The organism is Alloprevotella sp. OH1205_COT-284 (assembly GCF_003859795.1).
GTDB lineage: Bacteria > Bacteroidota > Bacteroidia > Bacteroidales > Bacteroidaceae > Alloprevotella.
Genome location: NZ_RQYI01000032.1, coordinates 1 through 22,163, shown reverse-complemented (window position 1 = coordinate 22,163; position 22,163 = coordinate 1). Strand labels below are relative to the sequence as shown.

The 22,163-nt window shown below is 49.2% G+C and carries 17 protein-coding genes; 8 read left to right on the top strand and 9 right to left on the bottom strand.

From position 1 onward, the window contains the following. Positions 1–98 precede the first annotated feature (98 nt). The 3 genes from EII14_RS07760 to EII14_RS07750 are packed head-to-tail and all read left to right on the top strand — an operon-like array spanning position 99 to position 3,569. Complete coding sequence (locus EII14_RS07760) at positions 99–1,229, top strand: DUF262 domain-containing protein (protein ID WP_124931973.1); 1,131 nt, start codon at positions 99–101, stop codon at positions 1,227–1,229. Then, positions 1,213–3,054, top strand: coding sequence for a DUF262 domain-containing protein (locus tag EII14_RS07755; RefSeq protein ID WP_124931972.1), 1,842 nt, complete (start codon positions 1,213–1,215; stop codon positions 3,052–3,054). The genes EII14_RS07760 and EII14_RS07755 overlap by 17 nt, the downstream gene beginning before the upstream one ends. Beyond that, positions 3,051–3,569: a phospholipase D family protein gene (locus EII14_RS07750; protein ID WP_124931971.1), complete on the top strand. Its 519-nt coding sequence runs from the start codon at positions 3,051–3,053 to the stop codon at positions 3,567–3,569. The genes EII14_RS07755 and EII14_RS07750 overlap by 4 nt, the downstream gene beginning before the upstream one ends. An 840-nt stretch (positions 3,570–4,409) precedes the next feature. On the opposite strand, the gene EII14_RS07745 is transcribed toward EII14_RS07750, so the two are convergent. From EII14_RS07745 to EII14_RS07710, 8 genes are all read right to left on the bottom strand, one after another. After that, positions 4,410–5,477 (bottom strand): esterase-like activity of phytase family protein, encoded by a 1,068-nt coding sequence (locus EII14_RS07745; RefSeq protein ID WP_124931970.1) that lies wholly within the window; start codon positions 5,475–5,477, stop codon positions 4,410–4,412. Between the two features lie 26 nt (positions 5,478–5,503). After that, entirely contained in the window at positions 5,504–6,589 is a 1,086-nt protein-coding gene (locus EII14_RS07740) for a GNAT family N-acetyltransferase (protein ID WP_124931969.1), read from the bottom strand. Continuing rightward, positions 6,580–7,497 (bottom strand): DUF2156 domain-containing protein, encoded by a 918-nt coding sequence (locus tag EII14_RS07735; protein ID WP_124931968.1) that lies wholly within the window; start codon positions 7,495–7,497, stop codon positions 6,580–6,582. Before EII14_RS07735 ends, EII14_RS07740 begins: the two co-directional genes overlap by 10 nt. A 68-nt stretch (positions 7,498–7,565) precedes the next feature. Next, complete coding sequence (locus EII14_RS07730; protein WP_158608355.1) at positions 7,566–8,213, bottom strand: NigD-like C-terminal domain-containing protein; 648 nt, start codon at positions 8,211–8,213, stop codon at positions 7,566–7,568. Continuing rightward, entirely contained in the window at positions 8,206–9,369 is a 1,164-nt protein-coding gene (locus EII14_RS07725) for an acyltransferase (protein WP_124931966.1), read from the bottom strand. Before EII14_RS07725 ends, EII14_RS07730 begins: the two co-directional genes overlap by 8 nt. Continuing rightward, positions 9,366–10,385: a D-alanine--D-alanine ligase gene (locus EII14_RS07720; protein ID WP_124931965.1), complete on the bottom strand. Its 1,020-nt coding sequence runs from the start codon at positions 10,383–10,385 to the stop codon at positions 9,366–9,368. The genes EII14_RS07725 and EII14_RS07720 overlap by 4 nt, the downstream gene beginning before the upstream one ends. Before the next feature lie 81 nt (positions 10,386–10,466). Next, complete coding sequence (locus EII14_RS07715; protein ID WP_124931975.1) at positions 10,467–11,510, bottom strand: RluA family pseudouridine synthase; 1,044 nt, start codon at positions 11,508–11,510, stop codon at positions 10,467–10,469. 105 nt (positions 11,511–11,615) lie between these two features. After that, positions 11,616–12,251, bottom strand: coding sequence for a PASTA domain-containing protein (locus EII14_RS07710; protein WP_124931964.1), 636 nt, complete (start codon positions 12,249–12,251; stop codon positions 11,616–11,618). A 496-nt stretch (positions 12,252–12,747) separates the two neighbouring features. Between EII14_RS07710 and EII14_RS07705 the strand changes: the two genes are divergently transcribed. From EII14_RS07705 to carB, 5 genes are all read left to right on the top strand, one after another. Next, positions 12,748–13,176 (top strand): flavodoxin domain-containing protein, encoded by a 429-nt coding sequence (locus EII14_RS07705; RefSeq protein ID WP_124931963.1) that lies wholly within the window; start codon positions 12,748–12,750, stop codon positions 13,174–13,176. A 29-nt stretch (positions 13,177–13,205) separates the two neighbouring features. Further along, positions 13,206–14,648, top strand: a complete 1,443-nt coding sequence (locus tag EII14_RS07700) for a catalase (protein ID WP_124931962.1) — start codon at positions 13,206–13,208, stop codon at positions 14,646–14,648. 317 nt (positions 14,649–14,965) lie between these two features. Then, positions 14,966–16,873, top strand: a complete 1,908-nt coding sequence (locus EII14_RS07695; protein ID WP_124931961.1) for an amidophosphoribosyltransferase — start codon at positions 14,966–14,968, stop codon at positions 16,871–16,873. 26 nt (positions 16,874–16,899) lie between these two features. Beyond that, positions 16,900–17,988, top strand: a complete 1,089-nt coding sequence (gene carA, locus EII14_RS07690; RefSeq protein WP_124931960.1) for a glutamine-hydrolyzing carbamoyl-phosphate synthase small subunit — start codon at positions 16,900–16,902, stop codon at positions 17,986–17,988. Between the two features lie 8 nt (positions 17,989–17,996). Next, complete coding sequence (gene carB / locus EII14_RS07685; protein ID WP_199733886.1) at positions 17,997–21,248, top strand: carbamoyl-phosphate synthase (glutamine-hydrolyzing) large subunit; 3,252 nt, start codon at positions 17,997–17,999, stop codon at positions 21,246–21,248. Positions 21,249–21,981: 733 nt separating this feature from the next. Here the strand turns inward: carB and EII14_RS09505 are convergent. After that, the coding region (locus tag EII14_RS09505) for a hypothetical protein (protein ID WP_233569414.1) at positions 21,982–22,163 on the bottom strand (182 nt) is incomplete at its 5' end.

Genomic DNA, 22,163 nt, shown 5'->3' with positions numbered 1-22,163 from the left:
CATCGTAAGCTTCATTGTTCTTAGTCTGTTTTCGAATTTCACCACAAAGATAAGAACTTTGGAGCTTACACACTTTTATAGGACAGTATCTTCAAAATATGGAAGACGGTTATCACATCATAGACGGACAACAGCGTTTGGTTACACTAACATTATGTCTTAGAGCATTAGGCTACAATGGAAATCTTCCTCTGTTGGCACAACGCTTCAAGTCAAACGAGGCTTGTGAAAACATTGCAAATGCAAAGTATGTGATCAGCGAATTGGTAAAATACGATAAAGTCGGCAACAAAGAACTTCTCGATAAAATACTGACTTACTTATCCTTCTCTGTATTGATATTGAATTCCAACCATCTCGATTTGGCTTATACCTTTTTCTCAAACCAAAATTCCCGAGGAGTGAGATTGTCCGACTATGATATACTTAAAGCACATCACCTGCGTTTTCTAATCTCAAATGACCGGCAGGCAGAGCATTTGGCTCGTAGGTGGAACGCTGTTTCCCAAGAGTACGATTTCGGCAACGAGTCGCTTATGCACAAGACATTAGGCCTTCATCTTTATCGTATGCGCAAATGGATGCGCAAACATTCTTGCGACATATCCACAAGCTCTCGACCGATTAAAGACGAATTTTCGGCGGCAGCTCTTATTCCCGGAATCCCGCCCTTCGGCGAACGTTTTTATTTCTACGAAAAGATTCAGGGTGGGGCACACTTCTTTGCTTATGCAGACACTTTCTTCGATTTATACAAGCAGTTTGTTAGAACTCCTCAAATTCATAGTTTGAGAAAACACCTGCTTGCAGAATCACACTGGAAATACGAAAGTGTAATAGAAACAATCTTGTTCGCGTATTTTTCAAAGTTTGGCAAAAAATATTTGTCGGAGGCACTGTTCTGTATTGCCGGTGTTATTGCCGGACACAGATACGAAAGCAGAGCGTTGCAGTATAAAATCAACCGGTATGTGATGGATAAAGAATTGATTATGATGATTGATCAAGCCTCTTCCTCATCTTTCTTCCTTGCGGAAACGCTTCCCCTAATCAAGAGAAGTGGACGTGATCTTGAAAGAAACGATATAAAAGTAAGATTTTACAATTCCCTTTGCAAAATTTTCAAAGACTTGCAGAATCCTTCGGTCGTAGTGGATGAAGAAGATTTTCGACTTGCCAAGTTTACAGACAAACATATCGAACATCTAAAAAATGAAGAATATGCATAATGAGAAGGGATTTACCCCAAAAGATATAACAAAGGAACGATTTTGTATTCCTTTGTATCAGAGGCTGTTTGCTTGGACTCCAAGAGAGGTGAAAAAATTACTTCGCGACTTAAAGGAACACTTCGATTCTGAACGATTCAAGGAAGAGCATAACCCTTACTACTTGGGAATGCTGACCACCGTTGAACGTGATGGGTATATAGATTTGATAGACGGCCAACAGAGATTTACTGTTATGACCTTGATGGCCATAGTGTTCAAGGACATACCGGAATGGAAGGCTTTTCTGTTCAACGGAAAGCGTTTGAAGTTGTCTGCACGAACTGAGGATGAAGACTATTTGGAGGGGCTTGCAAATGGCAACCCATTAGCTACGTATGAAAATCTGTGTATGAAGAGTGCTATTCGGAGCATTTCGGAATTTCTTGAAAGAGAGTTTGCCGGCAACAAAGATGCCATCCGGTCTTTTGCTCTTAACATCTACAATCATCTTACGTTCTTCATATCAGAACTGCCTGCTCATTACCTCAAAGAATCAACCTCCCTTAATAAATATTTTGAGGTGTTGAACTCAACGGGCAAAGGGTTGGAACAGCACGAAATTCTGAAAGTGAAACTGCTTAAAAACCAAGGAGAGGCTGATAAATTTGTGAGGATTTGGAATTGGGTGGCACAAATGGAACGTCCCATTTTGTATAGAAACGACAAGATAAATGATGGGGACTATGCGGAATTGTATCGTAGAGCATTGTTTGAATGTCGCAGAGGCAACTTTGATGCCGTCGTCAATGACATTCAAATTGCCAATGATACGCAGGAGGATGCCCTTACCATAGATAAAATACCTGTCAAGAAAAAAGAAAAGAAGACTGCTGCCATCTCCGTGGACAAAGAGGATAGTATCATCTCTTTCCCTGAATTTCTCCTGCTTGTTCTCGACCTGACCGAAGACTGCCATGGTAAAGAGAGCTTCTATCAGAAAGACAAGTTACTGGACACCTTTGACAATCAGCCGATTGCAGACATGCAGAAGTTTTATCACAACTTGCTGTTTTATCGCCTCATGCTTGACTATTATGTTGTAAGAAAAGACATGTCAAACGGGCAGAGCAGATTTTCCATAAATTTTAGGGATACGGATCATAACAAAAGAGAATATCGCGAGCAAATGCGACAATACCAGTCCATGCTCACTGTTTCAACTGAGTTTTATATTTGGTTGAAGCCCTATCTGCGCTATCTTCACGGCTTAGGCAACACCGGAGAAACAACATCGCCATCAATCATAGAAGCCTTGAAGAAAATGGATGATTCGTATAGACACTCAAAGGGTTTCAAACCTTCTGATCTGCGTACGCTTAAATACCCCGATATTAGCAGATACTGGTTTTGGAGGCTTGACTACTACCTTTGGGAAAAAAGAACGAATTTGTTTGATAAAAAAGAAGATCAGCGCATTGTCGAGGAGTATGTTTTCCGTACAAATCGTTCGATAGAACATCTTCATCCGCAAGATGAATCTCACAACGACACTTGGAATGGCAGTATAACCCATGGGTTCGGTAATCTTGCCATGATTTCCCAAAGTTTTAATGCTCAGCAAAGCAATGATAATGTTCGGGTGAAGTTTGCACGTATTCAGGAACAGATTGACAATAGCACCCTGCAAAGCATCAAGATGCTCAAAATGTTCAGAATGGCAGATGATGATCATTCAAAATGGAATGAAGATCTGGCAAAACGACATCTTGACGAAATGTGTGAAATCTTGGAAGAAACATTCCGGAACACAAATGATTCCGACAATGTTGAAGAGAACGTATGATGCGATTTATCTCAGATAAAGACCACTATGCTGACGTTCTCTCACACTGTAAGGACGTGAAGCATACATTGTGGATAGGAACTGCTGACATCAAAGATGCCTATATCGAAGTCAAGGGAGAGAAACAACCATTTCTCAAACTTTTGGCTCTGCTCATCCGCAAAGGTGTTGAGATAAGGCTCATTCATGCTAAGGAGCCGGGTGTTGCATATCGAGAGGACTTTGACAAATATCCGGTGCTCTATGACAGATTGGAACGAGTCATGTGTCCGCGTGTTCATTTCAAGATGATCATTTTTGATTGTCAAGAGGTTTATATCGGCAGTGCAAATCTCACCGGTGCGGGTATGGGGATGAAGTCTGAGAATAGGAGAAATTTTGAAGCCGGTATATTGACAGACAATCCCGACATCGTCGACGCTGCAATGGAGGAGTTCGACAAGGTCTGGCGAGGGGAAATGTGCAAGAAGTGTCAAAGGAAAGACTTCTGTCACGACCCAATCCTGACAAAATAGAATAAAATCAACGCTTTTGATTTCTTTGTTATTTTGTACTCAGATTAACATGAAAGCCAAATGGTATGATTAAAGAATTGATCAAAAATTACCGATGTCCGGTAGCGTTCTTTTCACAAACCGATCAGGCTGACCTTGATGTGCTGTCAGATCACTGCAAAACTCACTGCCGAGAACATCGAACTTGTCTGTCGGCACATGGAACTTGATGGCAAAGGCCGCCCATAAATCGGAAAAGACTTTTCAGACAAAGATCGAAAGCCTGAGGCACCGAAAAGAGAAGCAAGTAGGAAGTGGTGAAATTTAGGTCAGAGATAGAATTTTCTACTCGTTACTCCGTTTAATCTACTCCTTAGGTAAGATTCGCCCCGACGCATTGCAGTATATGGGGGCTGGTCGAAGAGGAAGTGAGGTCATTCTTCGTAAGAAAAAGCAACTTTCCGCCCCCTTACAGGGAGTTTTTCTTCTTTTTGTCTACATTGTCTGCATTTTCTTTGTAAGTCGCAGATATATAAACTGTTGTGAATGTAGACAACATGGCCGATCAACTACATTCGTCATTACAACCTACACAACCGTATCGGGAACTCGTGCGGATGCCCGAAGTAGCTCGTGTAGGCTGTGTAGGTTTTGGGAAAATTTGTCTACATTCCTTTTTATCTGTGCTTCACGGACTTAACTTCTTTCTGTGTATGATCGTAACTCATCTGTATACACTTTTATCTTGTTGAAATTCAGATATATGCAAGGAGTAGTGTAGGTTTTCGGCGATTTTGCGAAAAAGAGCATTGCCATTTCCCTTCACCTCTTCAAACGGATTTTGTCCACTTGTGAACGATTTCAAAAATCGGGCGGTAGAATAATGACCCGAAGGTAGTCGTGCAGTCGAAAAGGGCCTTTGCCCCACGCCGCTTGCGAATCGTTGATGCAAATCAAGGTTTGGCGGCCGTCGGGCAATCGTATTCCGAGGCACATTCCTTCGTAATTGGCCAAAGAGTTTCTAAAAAGACCGAAACGCGTTGTCCATGTCGCCAGCAGTGTTTTGGATAAAAGGCGATTGTCTGATTGTTGTGCTTCTTCCGGGTGGGTTGCCGTTGCCGTGGTAGGGCGAGGGTCTACACAATAGAGCTTGACGGAGCAAAGAGAGCCGAAGTATCGTCGGGCGAGGAGCACTTCGCGCTCCATGACGACAAGCCGCCCGTCGGGCAGAGCACAGAGTGCCGACACTCCATGTAAGGGAGGACGACGGGAGGAGCGGACACGAGGAGGATCGAGAGGGTATAGGTGTTGGGAATGGGGCTGTAAGGCGAAGTCGAAAGACTGAAAGCGCAATAGGGGATTTTGAAAAAGACTGTCGGGCGAAGAGCAATCCGAAAGCAGCGGGCTTTCGGTGGTCAGCCAAAAGAGTTGTCGGGGCGAGTCGCAGGTCAGTGCTTCAAAACCGCGATTGGGAGCGATGTTGGAGAGATGGAAAAGAGTTGGAATGTGGAAACTGCGTCCTGTCAAACCGCCGTCGAGTCGATGTTCCAAAATTTGCTGATCTCCTTCTCCGCTGATCCACAGCGTTTGCGTTTGAGGCACAAAGGCCACCCCCTCCGCATCGCGTCGAGAGTAGCCTTTGCCGTCTTTTTCCGTTGGCGAAACGCCTCGGAAACTTTCTAACTCGACATGGCTGACTTTTCCCGTATTCGGGTGCTGCTCGATACGGACGACGAAGAATCCGTCTTCGGGCTCTTTGTCGCTGACGAGGGCGTAACGATGATTTCCCAAAGGAGTGATGCCGCTGAAATGGGCTGTACCGATGTTCCAACGGGAAAGAGATTGTTGGGGTAAAACAACGGCCTGTTGCGCCTCGGCAATGAGGGTGCAACAGACCGAAAAAAGAGAAAAGAGGAGTAGTCGTGCCATTATTCGTTGAGGTTGAAACAAGCGGACTACTCGTTTAGAAGCATTGGCATCAAAACGGGCTGGCTTCCCAAAAAGAGTGCGGCTAAACCGCCCGGAGTGACGAGGCTGTCGGGCTGACGGTCGGTGATGGTGAGGCGGCCGTTTTCGAGTTCGTAAAAACCGTTGTTTTCAGGAATGTCGAAATCATTCTGAACACCGACACGAAGTTGCAGTCCGGGATAAATACGTCCGACCAATGTGAGAAATTTCTCGACATTGATGATACGCGCCATGCCGTAGGGTTGGGAGTTTTTGAAGCCTTTGCAGGGGCATCCTCCCGAGATGACCAGCTCTTTAACCTCAAACAGCGTCAGCACCCGATGTCGGAGTTGGTGCATGACTCTTTCGTCGGAAACAAGCATGAAGGTGATGTGTGCCCGAAAATTTTTGAGAGAGGGTTTGCCGCTTTTCAAAGGCTTTCCTTCTCGTTTGGCTAAACAAAATCCTACAATCTTTCCCCGTTTGCGCGCCACGATCACATATCCTCCGTCGAGATCATGTGCTTCGATGGCGGCGAAAAAGCCGCTTTCGTCTTGTTTGATCTCATAGAGATGATGCCCGCCGCGAGTGTTGTAGAAATTCCAAAGCTCACGCCCCCATTCATATTCGGGTTCGACGTCGATGCGCGAGTCGGGGGTGAAGTCGTCCGGCAGATGAGTTTCGACGGTCAGCCGATGAGTGGCCGTCCAGTAGGCACCATGTTTTTCGTTCTCATACCAATGGCGCAGTTTCTCGTTGCCGGGAATGAGAAAGCTGATCAAAGCCCCCTCGTCAAACATCTTGCGATGAGCGTCGCGAATGAGTTTTGAGGCATAGCCCTTTTTTCGATGAGACGGAGCGGTGCAGAGGCCGCTCAGATAGGCCACGGGAATGCTTTTCCCGGCAAAAGTGAAACGAAACGGTAAAACCTGAGCGGCAGCCACGACATGAGCATTTTCACGATAAGTGACATTGACTTTGTCGGAATAGCGATCTTCAAAATAAATGTCAAGAAAATCTTCGCTGTCGTTGGGAAAGCAAGTGCGCCACAATTCGCGCGTTTGCTGTTTTATCTCTTCCGGACTTAGGAGCATGTGATGGAGTATTTATGAAGTAAGATTGCAGGTTGATAACTGAGTTTGGCGCGGCGCAGACCTTCAAGACCGAGGTCTTCTTCGCGATTGATGAGCGTATATTGTTCCGGGATGCGGCGCACAAACTCGCGGTTGATAATGGCATAGGCACCTTCGTATTCGGTATCGGCCTTTTCGCAGCAAACGTCGAACGTGTCGTAGTTGATTGCACCGCCGAATGTGAAAGCCACGACTTTTTCATCGACAAGAATGACACCTCCCATAGCTCCCAACTCATCCCAATGTTTGAACACGCGCCGCATGGAGTGCTGTTCGTCGTCGGCATCAAGACGAGCCTTGCTCACGCCTTGTCGTGCCGCCCACTCTTCTTCCAAACGCCAGCATTCGGGGATGAGATCGGGCGTGAGCGGTCGGTATTCGTAGTGTGGGTATTCGCGTTCAAAACGATTGGCGTGATTTCGCTTTGATTGCAATTTCTTTCCGGCAAGTGTGGCGAGCGAATCGCGGTGATAAATATAGTCGGTGAAAGATCTGTCGGTGGTGGCTTGAAACTTTCCGGGCAACACGCTTTGCAAGCGGTTGAGCATTCCTTCGCAAGCTCCCAGCATGCGAAACGGATGTCCCACGGCTTCGGCATCGGCTACCATGTCGAGCAAAACGGCGGCATAGGTTTCGCCATGTTCTTCAAACGTATAAGGAGGCGGACAAAGCGGTGGGAGATAAGCCGGGGCGCCATCGAAATGAAAACGAAAAACGAGCATGCCGCGATGAACCGTCAGTTGCGTGTCGTAAAGAAAACGCCACGACATGAGGTTCATGAAATTGAAATCGCAATTTCGGCATTCCGCTCCAAATGTGTATCGCTGTACAAGGGCGCGGTCGTCATAGTCTATGTCTCTGAAAACCATAAGTAGAAAGAGGGGTTAAAAGTGTCGTCGCAGCACAAGGGCTGACGACACTTCAAAATAGGCAAATACTAAAACGTCATGGCGTGACGTTGTCGGCCGGTCGGGGTGTTTATGGTGATTGCCACCGAATCCGTTCCCCTTGTCAGTTGGTCGGCATAGGGGTAGAGCGGACAAGAGAGAAAAGTTTCTTCGTAGTAGTGTACTTCCGTTCCGATCCGCTCATGATAGAGTTCGAGATGCAAACAGCGCCGTCCATTGTCGTGGCGTTTGATGCCGTGGTTTGCAAATCCGAAATAGTGTTTTTTGCCTTCATTGCGTGGCACTCCGATGCGCAGGTTGAGGTAGCGTTTGGTGCGCCAAAGTGTGATGATTTCAACAGGGGCAGTGCGGATGCCGGCTTCAAAAGTCTTCGGCATCGGCGAAACAACGTTGGAAAGGCGTCGTAAATCGGCTTTTCCGTCTGTTGTCGACAAGTAGAGTGCCAAAGCGCGGTAGAGAGTGTCGGGGCGAAGCGCAGAGATCGGTTGAAGAGGAGAGAGCGAACGCCCATCGTCGAAACGCACTTGCTCCACCGTGCCACGAGCGTCGGTGGTGAGCTCGCAAAGTTCAAATCGCCAAGGCGGAAACGGCGCGTCATCATCGTTGCAAGCTGCAAGTAGCAGCCCACAGCAGACGAGCATTCCGCAGAAAAGCTGCCGAAGATGTGTGCTATTCATGAGCTTTGAGATGATTGTAGAGCGGATTGGCATACATGGTCAGAATACACCGGCGCAAGAATGCCTCGTCTTTGTTCTCGATTTCGATGAGGTCGAGGCGATTTTGTAAATATTGCTCAAAGGTGTGCTTCTCCTTTTCGGAATAGCGGTCAGCAAAACGCTCGCTTTCTTCCAAAAGATCTGCGGCCACGTAATTGCCGGGATAGAGCCGATAGCCTTTGTGGATTTCTCGGTCGATGCGTTCGGCCACAGCCTCAAAACACTCTTTGGCCGACAAGTCTTTATATTCGTCGAGCCAAGTGTCGATGCACGGCGAAAGGTGGTAGTGTACGCGCCCTTTTTTACCGAAGATGCCGATACGCATATTGTCAAGATCGTCTTGTTTGGTTTTCTTGAAATTCGGTTGATCTCGTTTTTGTTGAAACTCTTTGGCTTTGAGATAATCGCAAGGGTCGTATTCGTAAGAAATGGTCAGCGGCACGATGTGCATGTTGCGCAAACTTTCTGTGGGTGGTGCATCGCTGCCCATTGCCATCATTCTCAAAACGGAGGGCTGGGTGCGGTCGTTGCTGTCTTTGGCGCGTCCCTCGCGTTGGGCAATCCAAATGTTGTCTTCTCCCGTTCCGATCACGAAATGCATGTATCGGCTCATCAGTCGGCTCGATGTCAGCAGTTCTTTGGGGCTGAGTGAACGGTGCACGATAAATGCTTTGTTCATCCGCACAAGGCGTTTGATCCATGGGTAAATCAGGAGGTTGTCGCCAATGGCTATTTGCACCGTGTTCGGAAACTTGGCGTCAATGAGCAACACGTCGAGCATTGCGGAGTCGAGCACGATGTCGCGGTGGTTGGACAAAAAAGAGTATCCGGCGCGCTTCTCCGGCAATGCTTCACAGTCGAATGTGAGTTGTCGGGTTGTTTTGCGGATAAGCAAATGCATGATCCGCAGCATATAGCGTTTTTGGAAACCCAATGCACTGTTCACTCCCCACGACGTGAGGCGAAAGAAACCGCGTATCCATCCTTTGGGCAACCACGGCACAAAGCCGCGCATCACCTGCATGAAAAGACGGTCGCGGAGAAGAGCCTCGAAATTTTCACGGATTTCGTGGTCGGCAACGGGGCGGATGTCGTCAAATTCGGCGGGTATTTTCATGTCGTGGAATCGGTGTGAGGTTGCGAAAGTTTTCCTTCGATGATTTCGGAGAGCACGGTGGCGATGTTAAACTCGGAGGCACGCACCTGCTGCGGTATGAACGAGGCCGGTGTCATGCCCGGTGTAGTGTTGATTTCCAATAGATTGATTTGCTCATTGCCACGTTCTCCGGAGAGGATGTAGTCGATGCGGATGATGCCGTAGCAGTCCATTTGTTGGTAAATGCGGCGTGTGAGCGCCCTGACGCGGGTGGCGGTTTCGTGAGCGATGCGTGCCGGTGTGATTTCGTCGCTTTTGCCTTCGTATTTCGCCTCGTAGTCAAAAAACTCCACACCTTTCACCACAACTTCGGTAATGGGAAAGGTCACGATTTCTCCATTGAAACGTCGGTAGCAGCCGCAGGTGATTTCTGTGCCCTCCAAGAGTTGTTCGATCATTACTTCGTCGCTTTCGTTCATGGCGCGGTCTATGGCAGGCACGAGTTGTTCGAGTTCTTTCACCTTGGTCACACCAAACGAACTGCCGCCGGCATTGGGCTTGACGAAACAAGGCAATCCCAAGCGAGCCGCGATTTCTTCGGCAGAGGGCAACGCCATGCCGCGGCGAACGACGATGCTGTCGGCCACGCTTACCTCCGGAAAGGCACGCAAATAGCTGTTGAGTGCGAATTTGTTGAAAGTCAATGCTTCGACTAACACACAGCTTGTGTTGTAGGGCAGACCGATCAAGTCGAAATAACCTTGCAAGATGCCGTTTTCGCCGGGTGTTCCGTGAATGGTGATGTAGGCAAAGTCAAAAGTATGGCGCGCTCCGTCGAATTCGTAGGAAAAGTCGTTCAGATCGATCGGACACCGCTCTTCTCCCACTCTGACGTGCATGTTGCGGCCGCGTTGCTCCACAATGCGACAATCGTATTTGTCGCTGTCCATGAAGGAAAGTATGCCTGCTGCGCTGCGCAGCGAAACTTCGTGTTCGGAGGAGTCGCCTCCGGCGATGATGGCTATGTGCTTTTTCATATCGTTGATCTCTCGTCAAACAGATGGCTTGACAGATGCTTTTATTCAAAAAAAACGTGATAAATCTTACTCTTTGACGTTTCAGACTTTCAAACCTGCCAGATAAGTGCGCCATTTATTGATGAGTGCCTGCATATCGTCGGCCACAAGGCTGTCGAAATCCATTTCTTCATCGGTGAGCGGATGCTTGAAGCCCAATGTCTTGGCATGCAAAGCCTGTCTGGGGCAGAGCGTCATGCAGTTGCGTATGAAGCTGTTGTAAGTGCTGCTTCGTGTACCCCATAATATTTGGTCGCCGCCATATCGTTCGTCGGCAAATAGCGGATGTCCGAGATGTTTCATGTGTGCTCTGATCTGGTGCGTACGTCCTGTTTCGAGCACACACTCCACGAGCGTGACGTAGCCGAATCTTTCCAACACCCGATAGTGTGTCACGGCAGGCTTGCCCACTTCGCCATCGGGCGGAAACACGGCCATTTGCATGCGGTCGCGCGGGTGTCGGGCGATGTTGCCCTCTATGCGTCCGGCATCGTCTTGCAGATTTCCCCACACCAATGCGTGATAACGTCGGCGAGTGGTTTTATTGAAAAACTGGGCACACAGCTTGGTCTTGGCTTCGGCTGTTTTGGCCACCACCAGCAGACCGCTCGTGTCTTTGTCAATGCGGTGTACGAGCCCCACCGTCGGGTCGTTGGGGTCGTAGCGAGGATCATCGCGCAGATGCCATGCCACGGCATTGACGAGTGTACCGCTGTAATTGCCGCATCCCGGATGCACGACCAATCCGGCAGGCTTGTTGACGACCAACACTTGCGAGTCTTCAAAAACAATGTCGAGCGGAATTTTTTCGGGCTTGATAGAGCTGTCAAACCGGGGACGGTTGAGCATGAGCGTGATGACATCGCCGGGTTTGACGCGGTAGTTGCTTTTCACTGCCTTTCCGTTGGCATGTATGAAACCGGCTTCTGCAGCGGCTTGTATGCGGTTGCGCGAGGTGTCGTGCATAAGGTTGATCAGAAACTTATCCACACGCAACAACTGCTGGCCTTTGTCCGCCACAACTCGATAATGCTCATAGAGGCCGTCGGCAGTGGGTGTCTGCTCCGCAACGGGCGGTGAGATCATCTCCACTTCCGACACATCGTCGGCATCATCGTCCCACATCGTCGAGGTTTTGTCGTCGGGAAGCAAGGAGTCGGTATATTCCGTATCTGTCGGGATCATTTGCAATCAGTCTATAATCACTTGGTTCAGCGTGTCGTTATGGAAATAGAGGTTGTCGAGCGAGTCGTTTCCGTTGAACTCCTCCTCCCTTTCCCCGTCTCCCACAACAAGTGTGAGGGGCAGCTCTATGCTCAGTCTGTCGCCTTTGTGTACCTCTCGTCCCAACACCTCTACGCGATACACCCAGTCTTTGTCGCCATAGATGCGTTTGACGGGTGCCAGCTTAAAGCCGATGCTCTCCAAGCGGATTTGGGCTTCTCGATAAGAGCAGTTGTCGGCAATGTCGGGCAACGCTATTTTTCGTGCGGTTGAGGCATTGACCACGAGCTGTATGAGCCGATTGAGCTTCACCTCCGTTCCGGGGTGGAGGTTTTGATCCAAAATGACATCGGCCGCAAGCCTTGTGTTGTAACCGGTGTCACTCACCTCGACACGCATGCCGAGGGCTTCGAGTTTGCGTATGGCCACCTCGCAGCGTTGTCCTCTCACATCGGGCACGGTGAGCGTTTGCCCATGGTGCGTGTAGTGGTCGAGAAAAACAAACAAGCCCACAATCAAAAGGGCAAGGATGATCACCATTGCCAAAAGATTTCCCCAAAGAACGGGAGCGGTCAATTTGCTGAAAAATTCTCTGAATGTCATAATATATTTGCAAAAATACGGCAAACCCTCCAATGTGCAAAGGAATATAAGGAGAAAATGCCGCCTTCCTTTCCGCCGAAACAAGAAGCCGCGACTCGTCGTTTCATCCCTTTGCTCTGCTTCCGGACAGATCGGCAAACAACTTCAATCGCAAGAGCATGATGACTTTTTCCATCACCAAACAAAGGGTTACAACAGATCGCTTGCATATCCTATTTAATTTAAACTATTTCATATATAGTTGTTTACAATTTCGCAGAAGATAGATCCGTCCATTTGAACAACTTACATTAAAATTTACATCATGAATGAAAAATAAAAACTTCTATTCGAATATAGAAAAAATCAATAATAAAAGTAACCTATTCTTCACAGCATTTTTCCTATCTTTGCTCGCAAAAGGGTATATCTCATGACAATACTCTTAAATTATCAGAATTCATAAAGGAGTATCGGCTTGGCCGTCTTCTCGACTTTCGGACATATCTATAGCTTAATGAAAGAAAAAACAGCATTGGTGGTATACCACAGCAAAAGAGGAAAAACAGCTTCCTACGCTCGCGACATTGCCATGTATTTATGGACAAAAGGCATGAACGTGAAGCTCATGGCCTCCGGCGACTACGAATCCTCTAAAATCGAGGATTGCGATTATTTGTTTTTGGGGTGTTGGACTTCCGGTTGGTTTGTCGTTCATCAACATCCACATCGTGTTTGGAAGGAATTCGCCCACCGTCTCCCTCGTCCTCTTGTGGTGCAAACATTCCTCTTCTCCACCTATCAATTCCGAATCGGTTCGATGTTTCGCAACATGATGAGACATCTTGATCTCAAACGGCCTTGCCGCCACACAATTGCCTCAAAAACCGGGCGACTTACTTTTGAAGATAAACAAGAGATAGATCGTTTTCTCAACAACGTATAATTCTTTTTTCACTGATAAACCACATTCTTATGGAAAACAAAAAAATGACGAGTGCCTCCGGTGCTCCTGTGGCTGACGACAACAACGTGGCCACTGCCGGCCGACGTGGCCCCATGCTGTTGCAAGACGCATGGTTTTTGGAAAAACTTTCTCATTTTAATCGGGAAGTCATCCCCGAACGCCGCATGCACGCCAAAGGTTCGGGAGCTTTCGGTAAGTTTACCGTCACTCACGACATCACCGCCTATACTCGTGCAGCTCTCTTCAATGGCATCGGAAAGGAAACCGAAGTGTTCGTGCGCTTCTCCACTGTTGCCGGAGAGCGTGGAGCAGCCGATGCTGAACGCGACATTCGCGGATTTGCCATCAAGTTCTATACCGAAGAGGGTAATTGGGATCTCGTTGGCAACAACACTCCTGTATTTTTCTTGCGTGATCCGTTGAAATTTCCCGACCTTAATCACGTAGTGAAGCGAGATCCGCGCACAAACCTGCGCAGTGCCCACAACAATTGGGACTTTTGGACACTCCTTCCAGAAGCTCTGCACCAAATCACCATCACCATGAGCGACCGTGGCATACCGGCCTCTTATCGTCACATGCACGGCTACGGCAGCCACACTTTCTCGCTCATCGATCGTGAAGGGAAGCGTGTATGGGTGAAATTCCATCTTCATACGCAACAAGGCATCAAAAACCTTACCGATGCGGAAGCAGAAGCTATTATCGGTAAAGACAGGGAAAGCCACCAAAGAGATCTTTATGAGGCCATCGAGCGCGGTGACTTCCCACGCTGGACAATGAAGATACAAGTCATGACCGAAGAGCAGGCCAAAAACATGCCTTTCAATCCCTTTGACTTGACAAAAGTTTGGTCGCAAAAGGAATTTCCACTCATTGAGGTCGGCGTGCTTGAACTCAATCGTAATCCCGACAACTATTTTGCCGATGTCGAACAAGCCGCTTTCAATCCGGCCAACGTCGTGCCCGGCATCTCCTACTCTCCCGACCGCATGCTCCAAGGAAGGCTTTACGCCTATGGCGATGCTCAACGCTATCGCCTCGGAGTAAATCACTATCAGATTCCGGTCAATAGCAGCCGATGTCCGTTTGCTCATCTTTATCATCGCGATGGTGCCATGCGCATTGATGGCAATCAAGGCAGCTTGCCGAGCTATATTCCTAACGGCTACGGACGCTTTTCCGATCAACCCGAATATAAAGAACCACCGCTCGAACTCGACGGTGCAGCCTATCAGTGGGATTTTCGTGAAGACGACGATGACTACTTCTCGCAAGCAGGAGATCTTTTCCGACTTATGTCGCCCGACCGGCAACAAACTCTCTTTGAAAACACCGCAAGAGCTATGAGAGACTGCCCCGACGAGATCAAACGCCGCCACATAGAACATTGTCGAAAGGCCGATCCTGCCTATGGAAAGGGAGTGGCCGAAGCACTCGGCATGAATTGAGGTATAACTAAATGTAGAATATCTGGCAACCGCGTCGAAATTCGTTTCAAAATCGACGCGGTTGTTGTTTTTACTACTTCCGTGAGGTCAATCGTTTTACACGTGTCAATACAAACGGAATTATTTTACAAGAACCTTATCCCGAATTGGGGGCTTTAATTTGAAATGGATGATTTGTTCTGCCAATTAAACATGAGTCGGAGCATTTCGGCCATATATAAAACAACAAAAAACAGTACAACAAAACTCAACATAAGATGATCGAAGAGTGAAAAAAAAGCACTATCTTTGCACACGAAACAGAAACATCATTGGCTATGGAACAGCTTAAACACGAGTGTGGAGTGGCATTGATCAGACTTCTCCGTCCTCTGAGCCACTATCAGGAGAAGCACGGCACTTGGAAATATGGGCTCAACAAACTCTATCTCATGATGGAAAAGCAGCACAACCGAGGACAGGAGGCTGCGGGATTGGCGGCGTTTAAGTCGGAAGCTGTTCCCGGAGATGAGTTCTTCTTTCGAAAACGTGCCGAAGGCACTGCTGCCATTCAGGAGATATTTTCGTCTGTTCATTCCGATATAGCCAATTATACTCAACAAGAGCTTGCTGACGTTGATTTCGCCGGCAAGAAAATTCCTTTTGCAGGAGAGATTTATATGGGCCACCTCCGGTATTCCACTACCGGCAAGAGTGGCCTTTCGTATGTCCATCCGTTTCTGCGCCGCAACAATTGGCGCGCCAAAAACCTCTGTATTTGTGCCAATTTCAACTTGACGAATGTGCAGGAGGTTTTCGACAACATCGCCGTGAAAGGGCAGCATCCGCGTATGTTGAGCGACACTTATCTGTTGTTGGAACAGCTCGGACACCGGCTCGACCGAGAGGCCGAACGCTGCTTTGAAGAGGCCACGCAAAGAGGATTGCAAGACTGTGAGATCACGCGATACATAGAAGATCACATCGACGTGGCTAACATGTTGCGGGAAGCTGCCTCTATTTGGGATGGCGGATATGTGTTGTGCGGCATCACGGGAAGCGGCGAGAGTTTCGCCTTGCGCGACCCTTGGGGCATACGGCCGGCCTTTTGGTATAAAGACGACGAAATCTTCGCGTTGGCCAGCGAGCGTCCCGTCATTCAAACCACTTTCGACCTCGAAGTCGGAAGCATTCGCGAATTGCTTCCCGGTCAGGCCATCATTATCGACAAAAACGGAAAACTGCGCACAGAGCAAATCCTTGCTCCGCAGACTTATGCCGCCTGCTCTTTTGAGCGGGTTTATTTTAGCCGGGGATCGGATGCGGACATCTATCGGGAGCGGAAAGAAATGGGGCGACAACTCGTGCCGGCGATTTTGAAAGCCGTCAATCACGAATTGGACAACACTGTCTTTTCCTATATTCCCAACACGGCAGAAACCGCGTACTATGGCATGATACAAGGTCTTGACGAATATCTCAATCGGAAAAAGACCGAAGACATCATCGACATCACGCGCAACCACTTCACCCACGGACAACCTTCCACGAAAGCCGAACTGAACGATCGCATTTCGGAAATTCTCTCGCGGCGAATACGCACGGAAAAGGTGGCGTGGAAAGACATCAAGATGCGCACATTCATTGCCGAGGGAAATTCGCGCAAAGATTTGGCCGCACACGTTTATGACATCACCTACGGCAGTCTGACTCCCGGCAAAGACAACCTTGTCATCATCGACGACAGCATCGTGAGGGGGACGACGTTGCGCGAAAGCATCTTGCGCATCATGAACCGCCTGCACCCCAAACGCATCATCATCGTGAGCAGTTCGCCGCAGGTGCGCTATCCCGACTACTACGGCATCGACATGACCAACATGGACGAGTTCATCGCCTTTCGAGCCGCCGTGGAGCTTCACAAAGAACGCGGCACCTACGGCCGGCTCGAAGACCTCTATCGCCGCTGCAAGGCGCAAGAGGATTTGCCCAAAGAGGAAGTCGTCAATTACATTCCCGAGCTCTATCGGCCTTTCGGCGTAGAAGAAATCAACCGAAAAATGGTGGAACTTTTGCGTCCCGAAGGCGTCGAAACGGAAATACACTTCGTTTATCTCAGTCTTGAAGGACTGCACAAGGCCTGCCCGACGGCACCGGGCGATTGGTATTTCAGCGGAAACTATCCCACTCCCGGCGGCAACAAATGTGTCAATGCCGCTTTTGTCCGATTTATGGAACAGCAATAAACTCTATTATCACATACCCAACTATCATGCGAAAAGTCACTCTCCTGCTTAGCGACGGTACGCGCTTTCATGGCACCTCTTTTGGCTATGAGGCTCCTGTTGCCGGCGAAGTCGTTTTCAACACTGCCATGACGGGCTATCCCGAAAGCCTGACCGACCCCTCCTATGCCGGCCAGCTTATGGTGCTCACCTTTCCGCTTGTCGGCAACTATGGTGCGCCGGCTTTCACGATAGAGCCCAACGGACTGGCCGCCTTCATGGAAAGCGAAAAGATCCATGCACGCGCCGTCATCGTGAGCGATTACAGCGAAAATTACTCCCACTGGAATGCGGCCGAAAGCCTCTCGGAATGGTTGAAACGCGAGAAAGTGCCGGGCATAACGGGCATCGACACCCGGGAACTGACCAAGGTGCTCCGCGAGCATGGCGTGATGATGGGAAAAATCATCTTTGACGACGAGCCCGACAACATTCCCGAAGCGCAATATGAAGGAGTGAACTTCGTGGCCGAGGTGAGTTGCAAAGAAATCATTCGCTACGCCCCCAACGGCGAAAGCTCGCCCAAAAAGGTGGTGTTGGTGGATTGCGGGGTGAAAAACAACATCATCCGCTGTTTGATCGAACGCGGCGTGGAAGTCACTCGCGTGCCGTGGGATTACGATTTCAACGAGTTGGAGTTCGACGGATTGTTTTTGGCCAACGGCCCCGGAAACCCCGATACCTGCGTGAAAACCATTGACAACATCCGAAAGTTTCTGTCTGCTCCGAAAGTGCGCCCCTGCATGGGCATCTGCATGGGCAACCAACTGCTCGCAAAAGCGGCAGGAGCTTCGACCTACAAACTGAAATACGGACACCGGTCACACAACCAACCGGTGAGAATGGTCGGAACAAATCGCTGTTTCGTCACCTCTCAAAACCACGGTTATGCCGTTAAGACCGAAACGCTCCCCGAAGGCTGGGAGGCTTATTTCGTCAATATGAACGACGGCTCGAATGAAGGCATACGCCACAAGACAAACCCGTGGTATTCCGCGCAATTCCACCCCGAGGCTTGCAGTGGGCCGGTGGAAACAGAATTTCTTTTCGACGATTTCGTAAACCTCCTCAAATAAATCGACACATGATTGACCAAAAGATCAAAAAAGTATTGCTCCTCGGATCGGGCGCACTCAAAATCGGCGAAGCCGGAGAATTCGATTACTCAGGAAGTCAGGCTTTGAAAGCATTGAAGGAGGAGGGTATCGAAACGATCCTGATCAACCCCAATATCGCCACGGTGCAAACTTCGGAGGGCGTGGCCGATAAAATCTATTTTCTGCCCGTAACGCCGTTTTTCATCGAGCGTGTGATCGAAAAAGAAAGGCCACAGGGCATCATGCTGGCTTTCGGCGGACAAACGGCTTTGAACTGCGGAGTGGAGTTGTATAAGGAGGGAGTGTTGAAAAAATACAACCTCGAAGTGCTCGGCACGCCCGTGCAGGCCATCATGGACACCGAAGACCGCGAGCTCTTTGTCAGGAAACTCGACGAAATAGACGTCAAAACCATTAAGAGCGAGGCCGTTGACAACATCGAAGACGCTCGCCGAGCCGCCAAAACATTGGGCTATCCCGTGATCATTCGTGCGGCCTATGCCCTCGGAGGACTCGGATCGGGATTTTGCGACAACGAAGAAGAACTCAACAAACTGGCCGAGAAGGCGTTCTCTTTCTCGCCGCAGGTGTTGGTGGAAAAGAGCTTGAAAGGCTGGAAAGAGATAGAGTACGAGGTTGTCCGCGACCGGTTTGACAACTGCATCACCGTCTGCAACATGGAAAACTTCGACCCTCTCGGCATTCATACCGGAGAGTCGATTGTCATCGCCCCTTCGCAAACGCTCACCAACAGCGAGTTTCACAAACTCCGCGAATTGGCCATCAGAATCGTCAGACACATCGGCATCGTCGGAGAATGCAACGTGCAATATGCTTTCGATCCCGAAAGCGAAGATTATCGTGTGATCGAAGTGAACGCACGCCTGAGCCGAAGCTCGGCCTTGGCCTCCAAAGCCACGGGTTATCCGCTGGCTTTCGTCGCCGCAAAACTCGGATTGGGCTACGGACTTTTCGACCTGAAAAACTCCGTCACCAAAACGACTTCCGCTTTCTTCGAACCGGCATTGGACTATGTGGTGTGCAAAATCCCCCGTTGGGATTTGGGCAAGTTCAGAGGCGTGGATCGCGAATTGGGCAGCTCGATGAAGTCGGTGGGAGAGGTGATGGCCATCGGACGCACGTTTGAAGAGGTGATCCAGAAAGGACTGCGCATGATCGGACAAGGCATGCACGGTTTCGTCGGCAACAAAGAGCTGACCATCGACGACGTGGACACCGCCCTCAAAGCACCGACCGACAAACGCATCTTTGTCATTGAAAAGGCTTTTGAACAAGGCTACACCGTCGAACGAATACACGAACTCACCAAAATCGACCGCTGGTTTCTCGACAAACTTCTCAACATCTTCAACACCGATCGCCAACTGCGAAACTGTGGCAACATCAACGTGCTCGACCACGAACTCTTGGCCAAGGCCAAACGCCAAGGCTTCACGGACTTCCAAATAGCGCGTGCCCTCGGCATGGAGAAAGACACGGAAATGGAAAAGGCACAACTCATCGTGCGAGAACTGCGCAAACGCATCGGTATCGTGCCTTATGTGAAGCAAATAGATACGCTCGCGGCCGAATATCCGGCACAAACCAACTATCTGTATCTCACATACGGAGGAGTGGCACACGACATCCGCTTCGAAAACGACAAACACTCCGTGGTCGTGTTGGGATCGGGAGCCTACCGCATCGGATCGTCCGTCGAGTTTGACTGGTGCGGAGTGCAAGCACTCAACACGATACGAAAAGAGGGCTATCGTTCGGTCATGATCAACTACAACCCCGAAACCGTATCGACGGACTACGATATGTGCGACCGTTTGTATTTCGACGAACTCACTTTCGAGCGCGTGTTAGACATCCTCGATCTCGAAATGCCCTATGGCGTAGTGGTGAGCACCGGAGGACAAATCCCCAACAACCTCGCATTGCGCCTCGACGAACAACGCATCCCCATTCTCGGCACGCAAGCCAAATACATCGACAACGCCGAAGACCGCGAGAAGTTTTCGGCCATGTTGGGACGCATCGGCGTAGACCAACCGGCATGGAGCGCACTCACCTCAATGGAAGACATCAACGACTTCATCAAAGAAGTAGGCTTCCCCGTCTTGGTGCGCCCGTCCTATGTGCTTTCGGGAGCCGCAATGAATGTGTGTCACAACCAAGAAGACCTCGAACGTTTCCTCACGATGGCCGCCAACGTGAGCAAAAAGCACCCCGTCGTGGTGTCGCAATTCCTGCAAAACGCAAAAGAAGTCGAAATGGACGCCGTGGCCAAAGACGGAGAAATCATTGCCTACGCCATATCCGAACACGTTGAGTTTGCCGGCGTCCATTCCGGAGATGCCACCATTCTCTTTCCGCCCCAAAAACTCTATGTCGAAACGGCACGACGCATCAAGAAGATTTCCAAGCAAATCGCCAAAGAACTGAACATATCGGGCCCCTTCAACATCCAGTTTCTGGCACGCGAAAACGACATCAAAGTCATCGAGTGCAATTTGCGCGCTTCTCGCTCCTTCCCGTTTGTGAGCAAAGTTTTGAAAATAAACTTTATCGAGTTGGCAACGCGCATCATGCTCGGCCTCCCCGTGGAGAAACCTTCGAAATCGCTCTTCGACCTCGATTACGTCGGTATCAAAGCCTCGCAATTCTCTTTCAACCGTCTGCAAAAAGCCGACCCCGTACTCGGAGTAGACATGGCTTCGACAGGCGAGGTGGGCTGCCTCGGCGAAAACGCCAACTCGGCATTGTTGAAAAGCATGTTGTCCGTCGGCCTCCGCATTCCGAAAAAGAACATCCTTCTTTCCACCGGAAACGGAAAGCAAAAGGCCGATATGCTCGATGCGGCACGCCGATTGACCGAACATGGTTTCCGACTTTTTGCCACCGCAGGAACGGCGCGCTATTTGACCGAAAACGGCATCGCCTCCCAACGAGTGCTGTGGCCGAGCGAGGCAGAAGAAATCACCCCCGGCAGTGAAGAAGCCTCCTTGCCGAAAGCCCTCGATCTCTTGCACGGCAAGCAAATCGACATGGTGGTCAATGTACACAAAAATTTCTCGACCGGAGAGCTGACCAACGGCTACAAAATCCGCCGTGCAGCGGTAGACCTCAATATTCCGTTGATCACCAACGCGCGTTTGGCCTCCGCATTTATTTACGCCTTTACCACCACAAAAATAGAAGACCTTGAAATCAAAAGCTGGCAAGAATTTTAGGCCGATTTGACTTCATCGCTCTCTATCAATTGAAAACGGCAATAGACCGCTCCGACGCCTCAAAAGGCAGTTGAAGCGGTCTGTTTCGCATCTGTGTCTATTCGCCCCATTTCGCCTCATACTTCAAAGTTTCCCGACCAAAACTCTTCCGATGCTGCTTTCTTCGTCTTCTCCGTTCGGCACGTTTGCACGACCGGCACAATGTGTCCGGGCATTTCCGGAAAACAGATTTCCGGTTGTCCGTGACGAGGCCGAGTTTTTGGGGTGGAGTATCCCCCTCTTCTTCCGTCCCGACTTCCGATAGGCGGAGTATGCTTTGCGATGTGACCGGAAAACTGATGTCAGTCGCGGAAAAATTTAGGTAAGGCGCAGAAAAAAATAGGTAAGACTTAGAAAATTCTATCTCTTACCTTTTTTTGAATACTTACGACACGAGCCCAAAACCTCGGCGGCATCATCTGAAAAAACATTTTTCCTTTTTCTTCCCCCTATCCGCACCGTCGCCCTACCTCTCTCTCGGAGGCGTTTCTTCCGCTTCGCCCCCCTCTCCTTTCTTGTCTTTTTTTGTTTTTTCTCTACATTCCTACACTCCTTGTGCTATTTCGTTGCATTTCAGGGAGATAGAAATGTATGCAACGAAAAGTTGTCTACATCTCTCTTGTTGCAAACCATTGATTATCAGACTTTCTTCGATGTAGGTTGTTTACATCTTTCTTCATTGTTTTTGGGGAGCTTATCGCTGCTCTCCGTTTGTCGCGAACATCGGCATGTAGACAACGTGTAGGTTTTGTAGACGAAAAAAGCGTTTGTCTACATTCGTATCCGTCAGTGAAACAGCTGTTTGCAGGATCAGTGTAGACAATGTAGATAAAAACAAGTTCATCGTAGGAGAGGGGGCGAGAAGGGGCAAAGGCA

Coding starts and splice junctions, on each gene's coding strand:
- EII14_RS07760 (WP_124931973.1), top strand. CDS start 99: ATGGAAGACGGTTATCACATCATAGACGGACAACAGCGTTTGGTTACA.
- EII14_RS07755 (WP_124931972.1), top strand. CDS start 1,213: ATGAAGAATATGCATAATGAGAAGGGATTTACCCCAAAAGATATAACA.
- EII14_RS07750 (WP_124931971.1), top strand. CDS start 3,051: ATGATGCGATTTATCTCAGATAAAGACCACTATGCTGACGTTCTCTCA.
- EII14_RS07745 (WP_124931970.1), bottom strand. CDS start 5,477: ATGGCACGACTACTCCTCTTTTCTCTTTTTTCGGTCTGTTGCACCCTC.
- EII14_RS07740 (WP_124931969.1), bottom strand. CDS start 6,589: ATGCTCCTAAGTCCGGAAGAGATAAAACAGCAAACGCGCGAATTGTGG.
- EII14_RS07735 (WP_124931968.1), bottom strand. CDS start 7,497: ATGGTTTTCAGAGACATAGACTATGACGACCGCGCCCTTGTACAGCGA.
- EII14_RS07730 (WP_158608355.1), bottom strand. CDS start 8,213: ATGAATAGCACACATCTTCGGCAGCTTTTCTGCGGAATGCTCGTCTGC.
- EII14_RS07725 (WP_124931966.1), bottom strand. CDS start 9,369: ATGAAAATACCCGCCGAATTTGACGACATCCGCCCCGTTGCCGACCAC.
- EII14_RS07720 (WP_124931965.1), bottom strand. CDS start 10,385: ATGAAAAAGCACATAGCCATCATCGCCGGAGGCGACTCCTCCGAACAC.
- EII14_RS07715 (WP_124931975.1), bottom strand. CDS start 11,510: ATGATCTCACCGCCCGTTGCGGAGCAGACACCCACTGCCGACGGCCTC.
- EII14_RS07710 (WP_124931964.1), bottom strand. CDS start 12,251: ATGACATTCAGAGAATTTTTCAGCAAATTGACCGCTCCCGTTCTTTGG.
- EII14_RS07705 (WP_124931963.1), top strand. CDS start 12,748: ATGAAAGAAAAAACAGCATTGGTGGTATACCACAGCAAAAGAGGAAAA.
- EII14_RS07700 (WP_124931962.1), top strand. CDS start 13,206: ATGGAAAACAAAAAAATGACGAGTGCCTCCGGTGCTCCTGTGGCTGAC.
- EII14_RS07695 (WP_124931961.1), top strand. CDS start 14,966: ATGGAACAGCTTAAACACGAGTGTGGAGTGGCATTGATCAGACTTCTC.
- carA (WP_124931960.1), top strand. CDS start 16,900: ATGCGAAAAGTCACTCTCCTGCTTAGCGACGGTACGCGCTTTCATGGC.
- carB (WP_199733886.1), top strand. CDS start 17,997: ATGATTGACCAAAAGATCAAAAAAGTATTGCTCCTCGGATCGGGCGCA.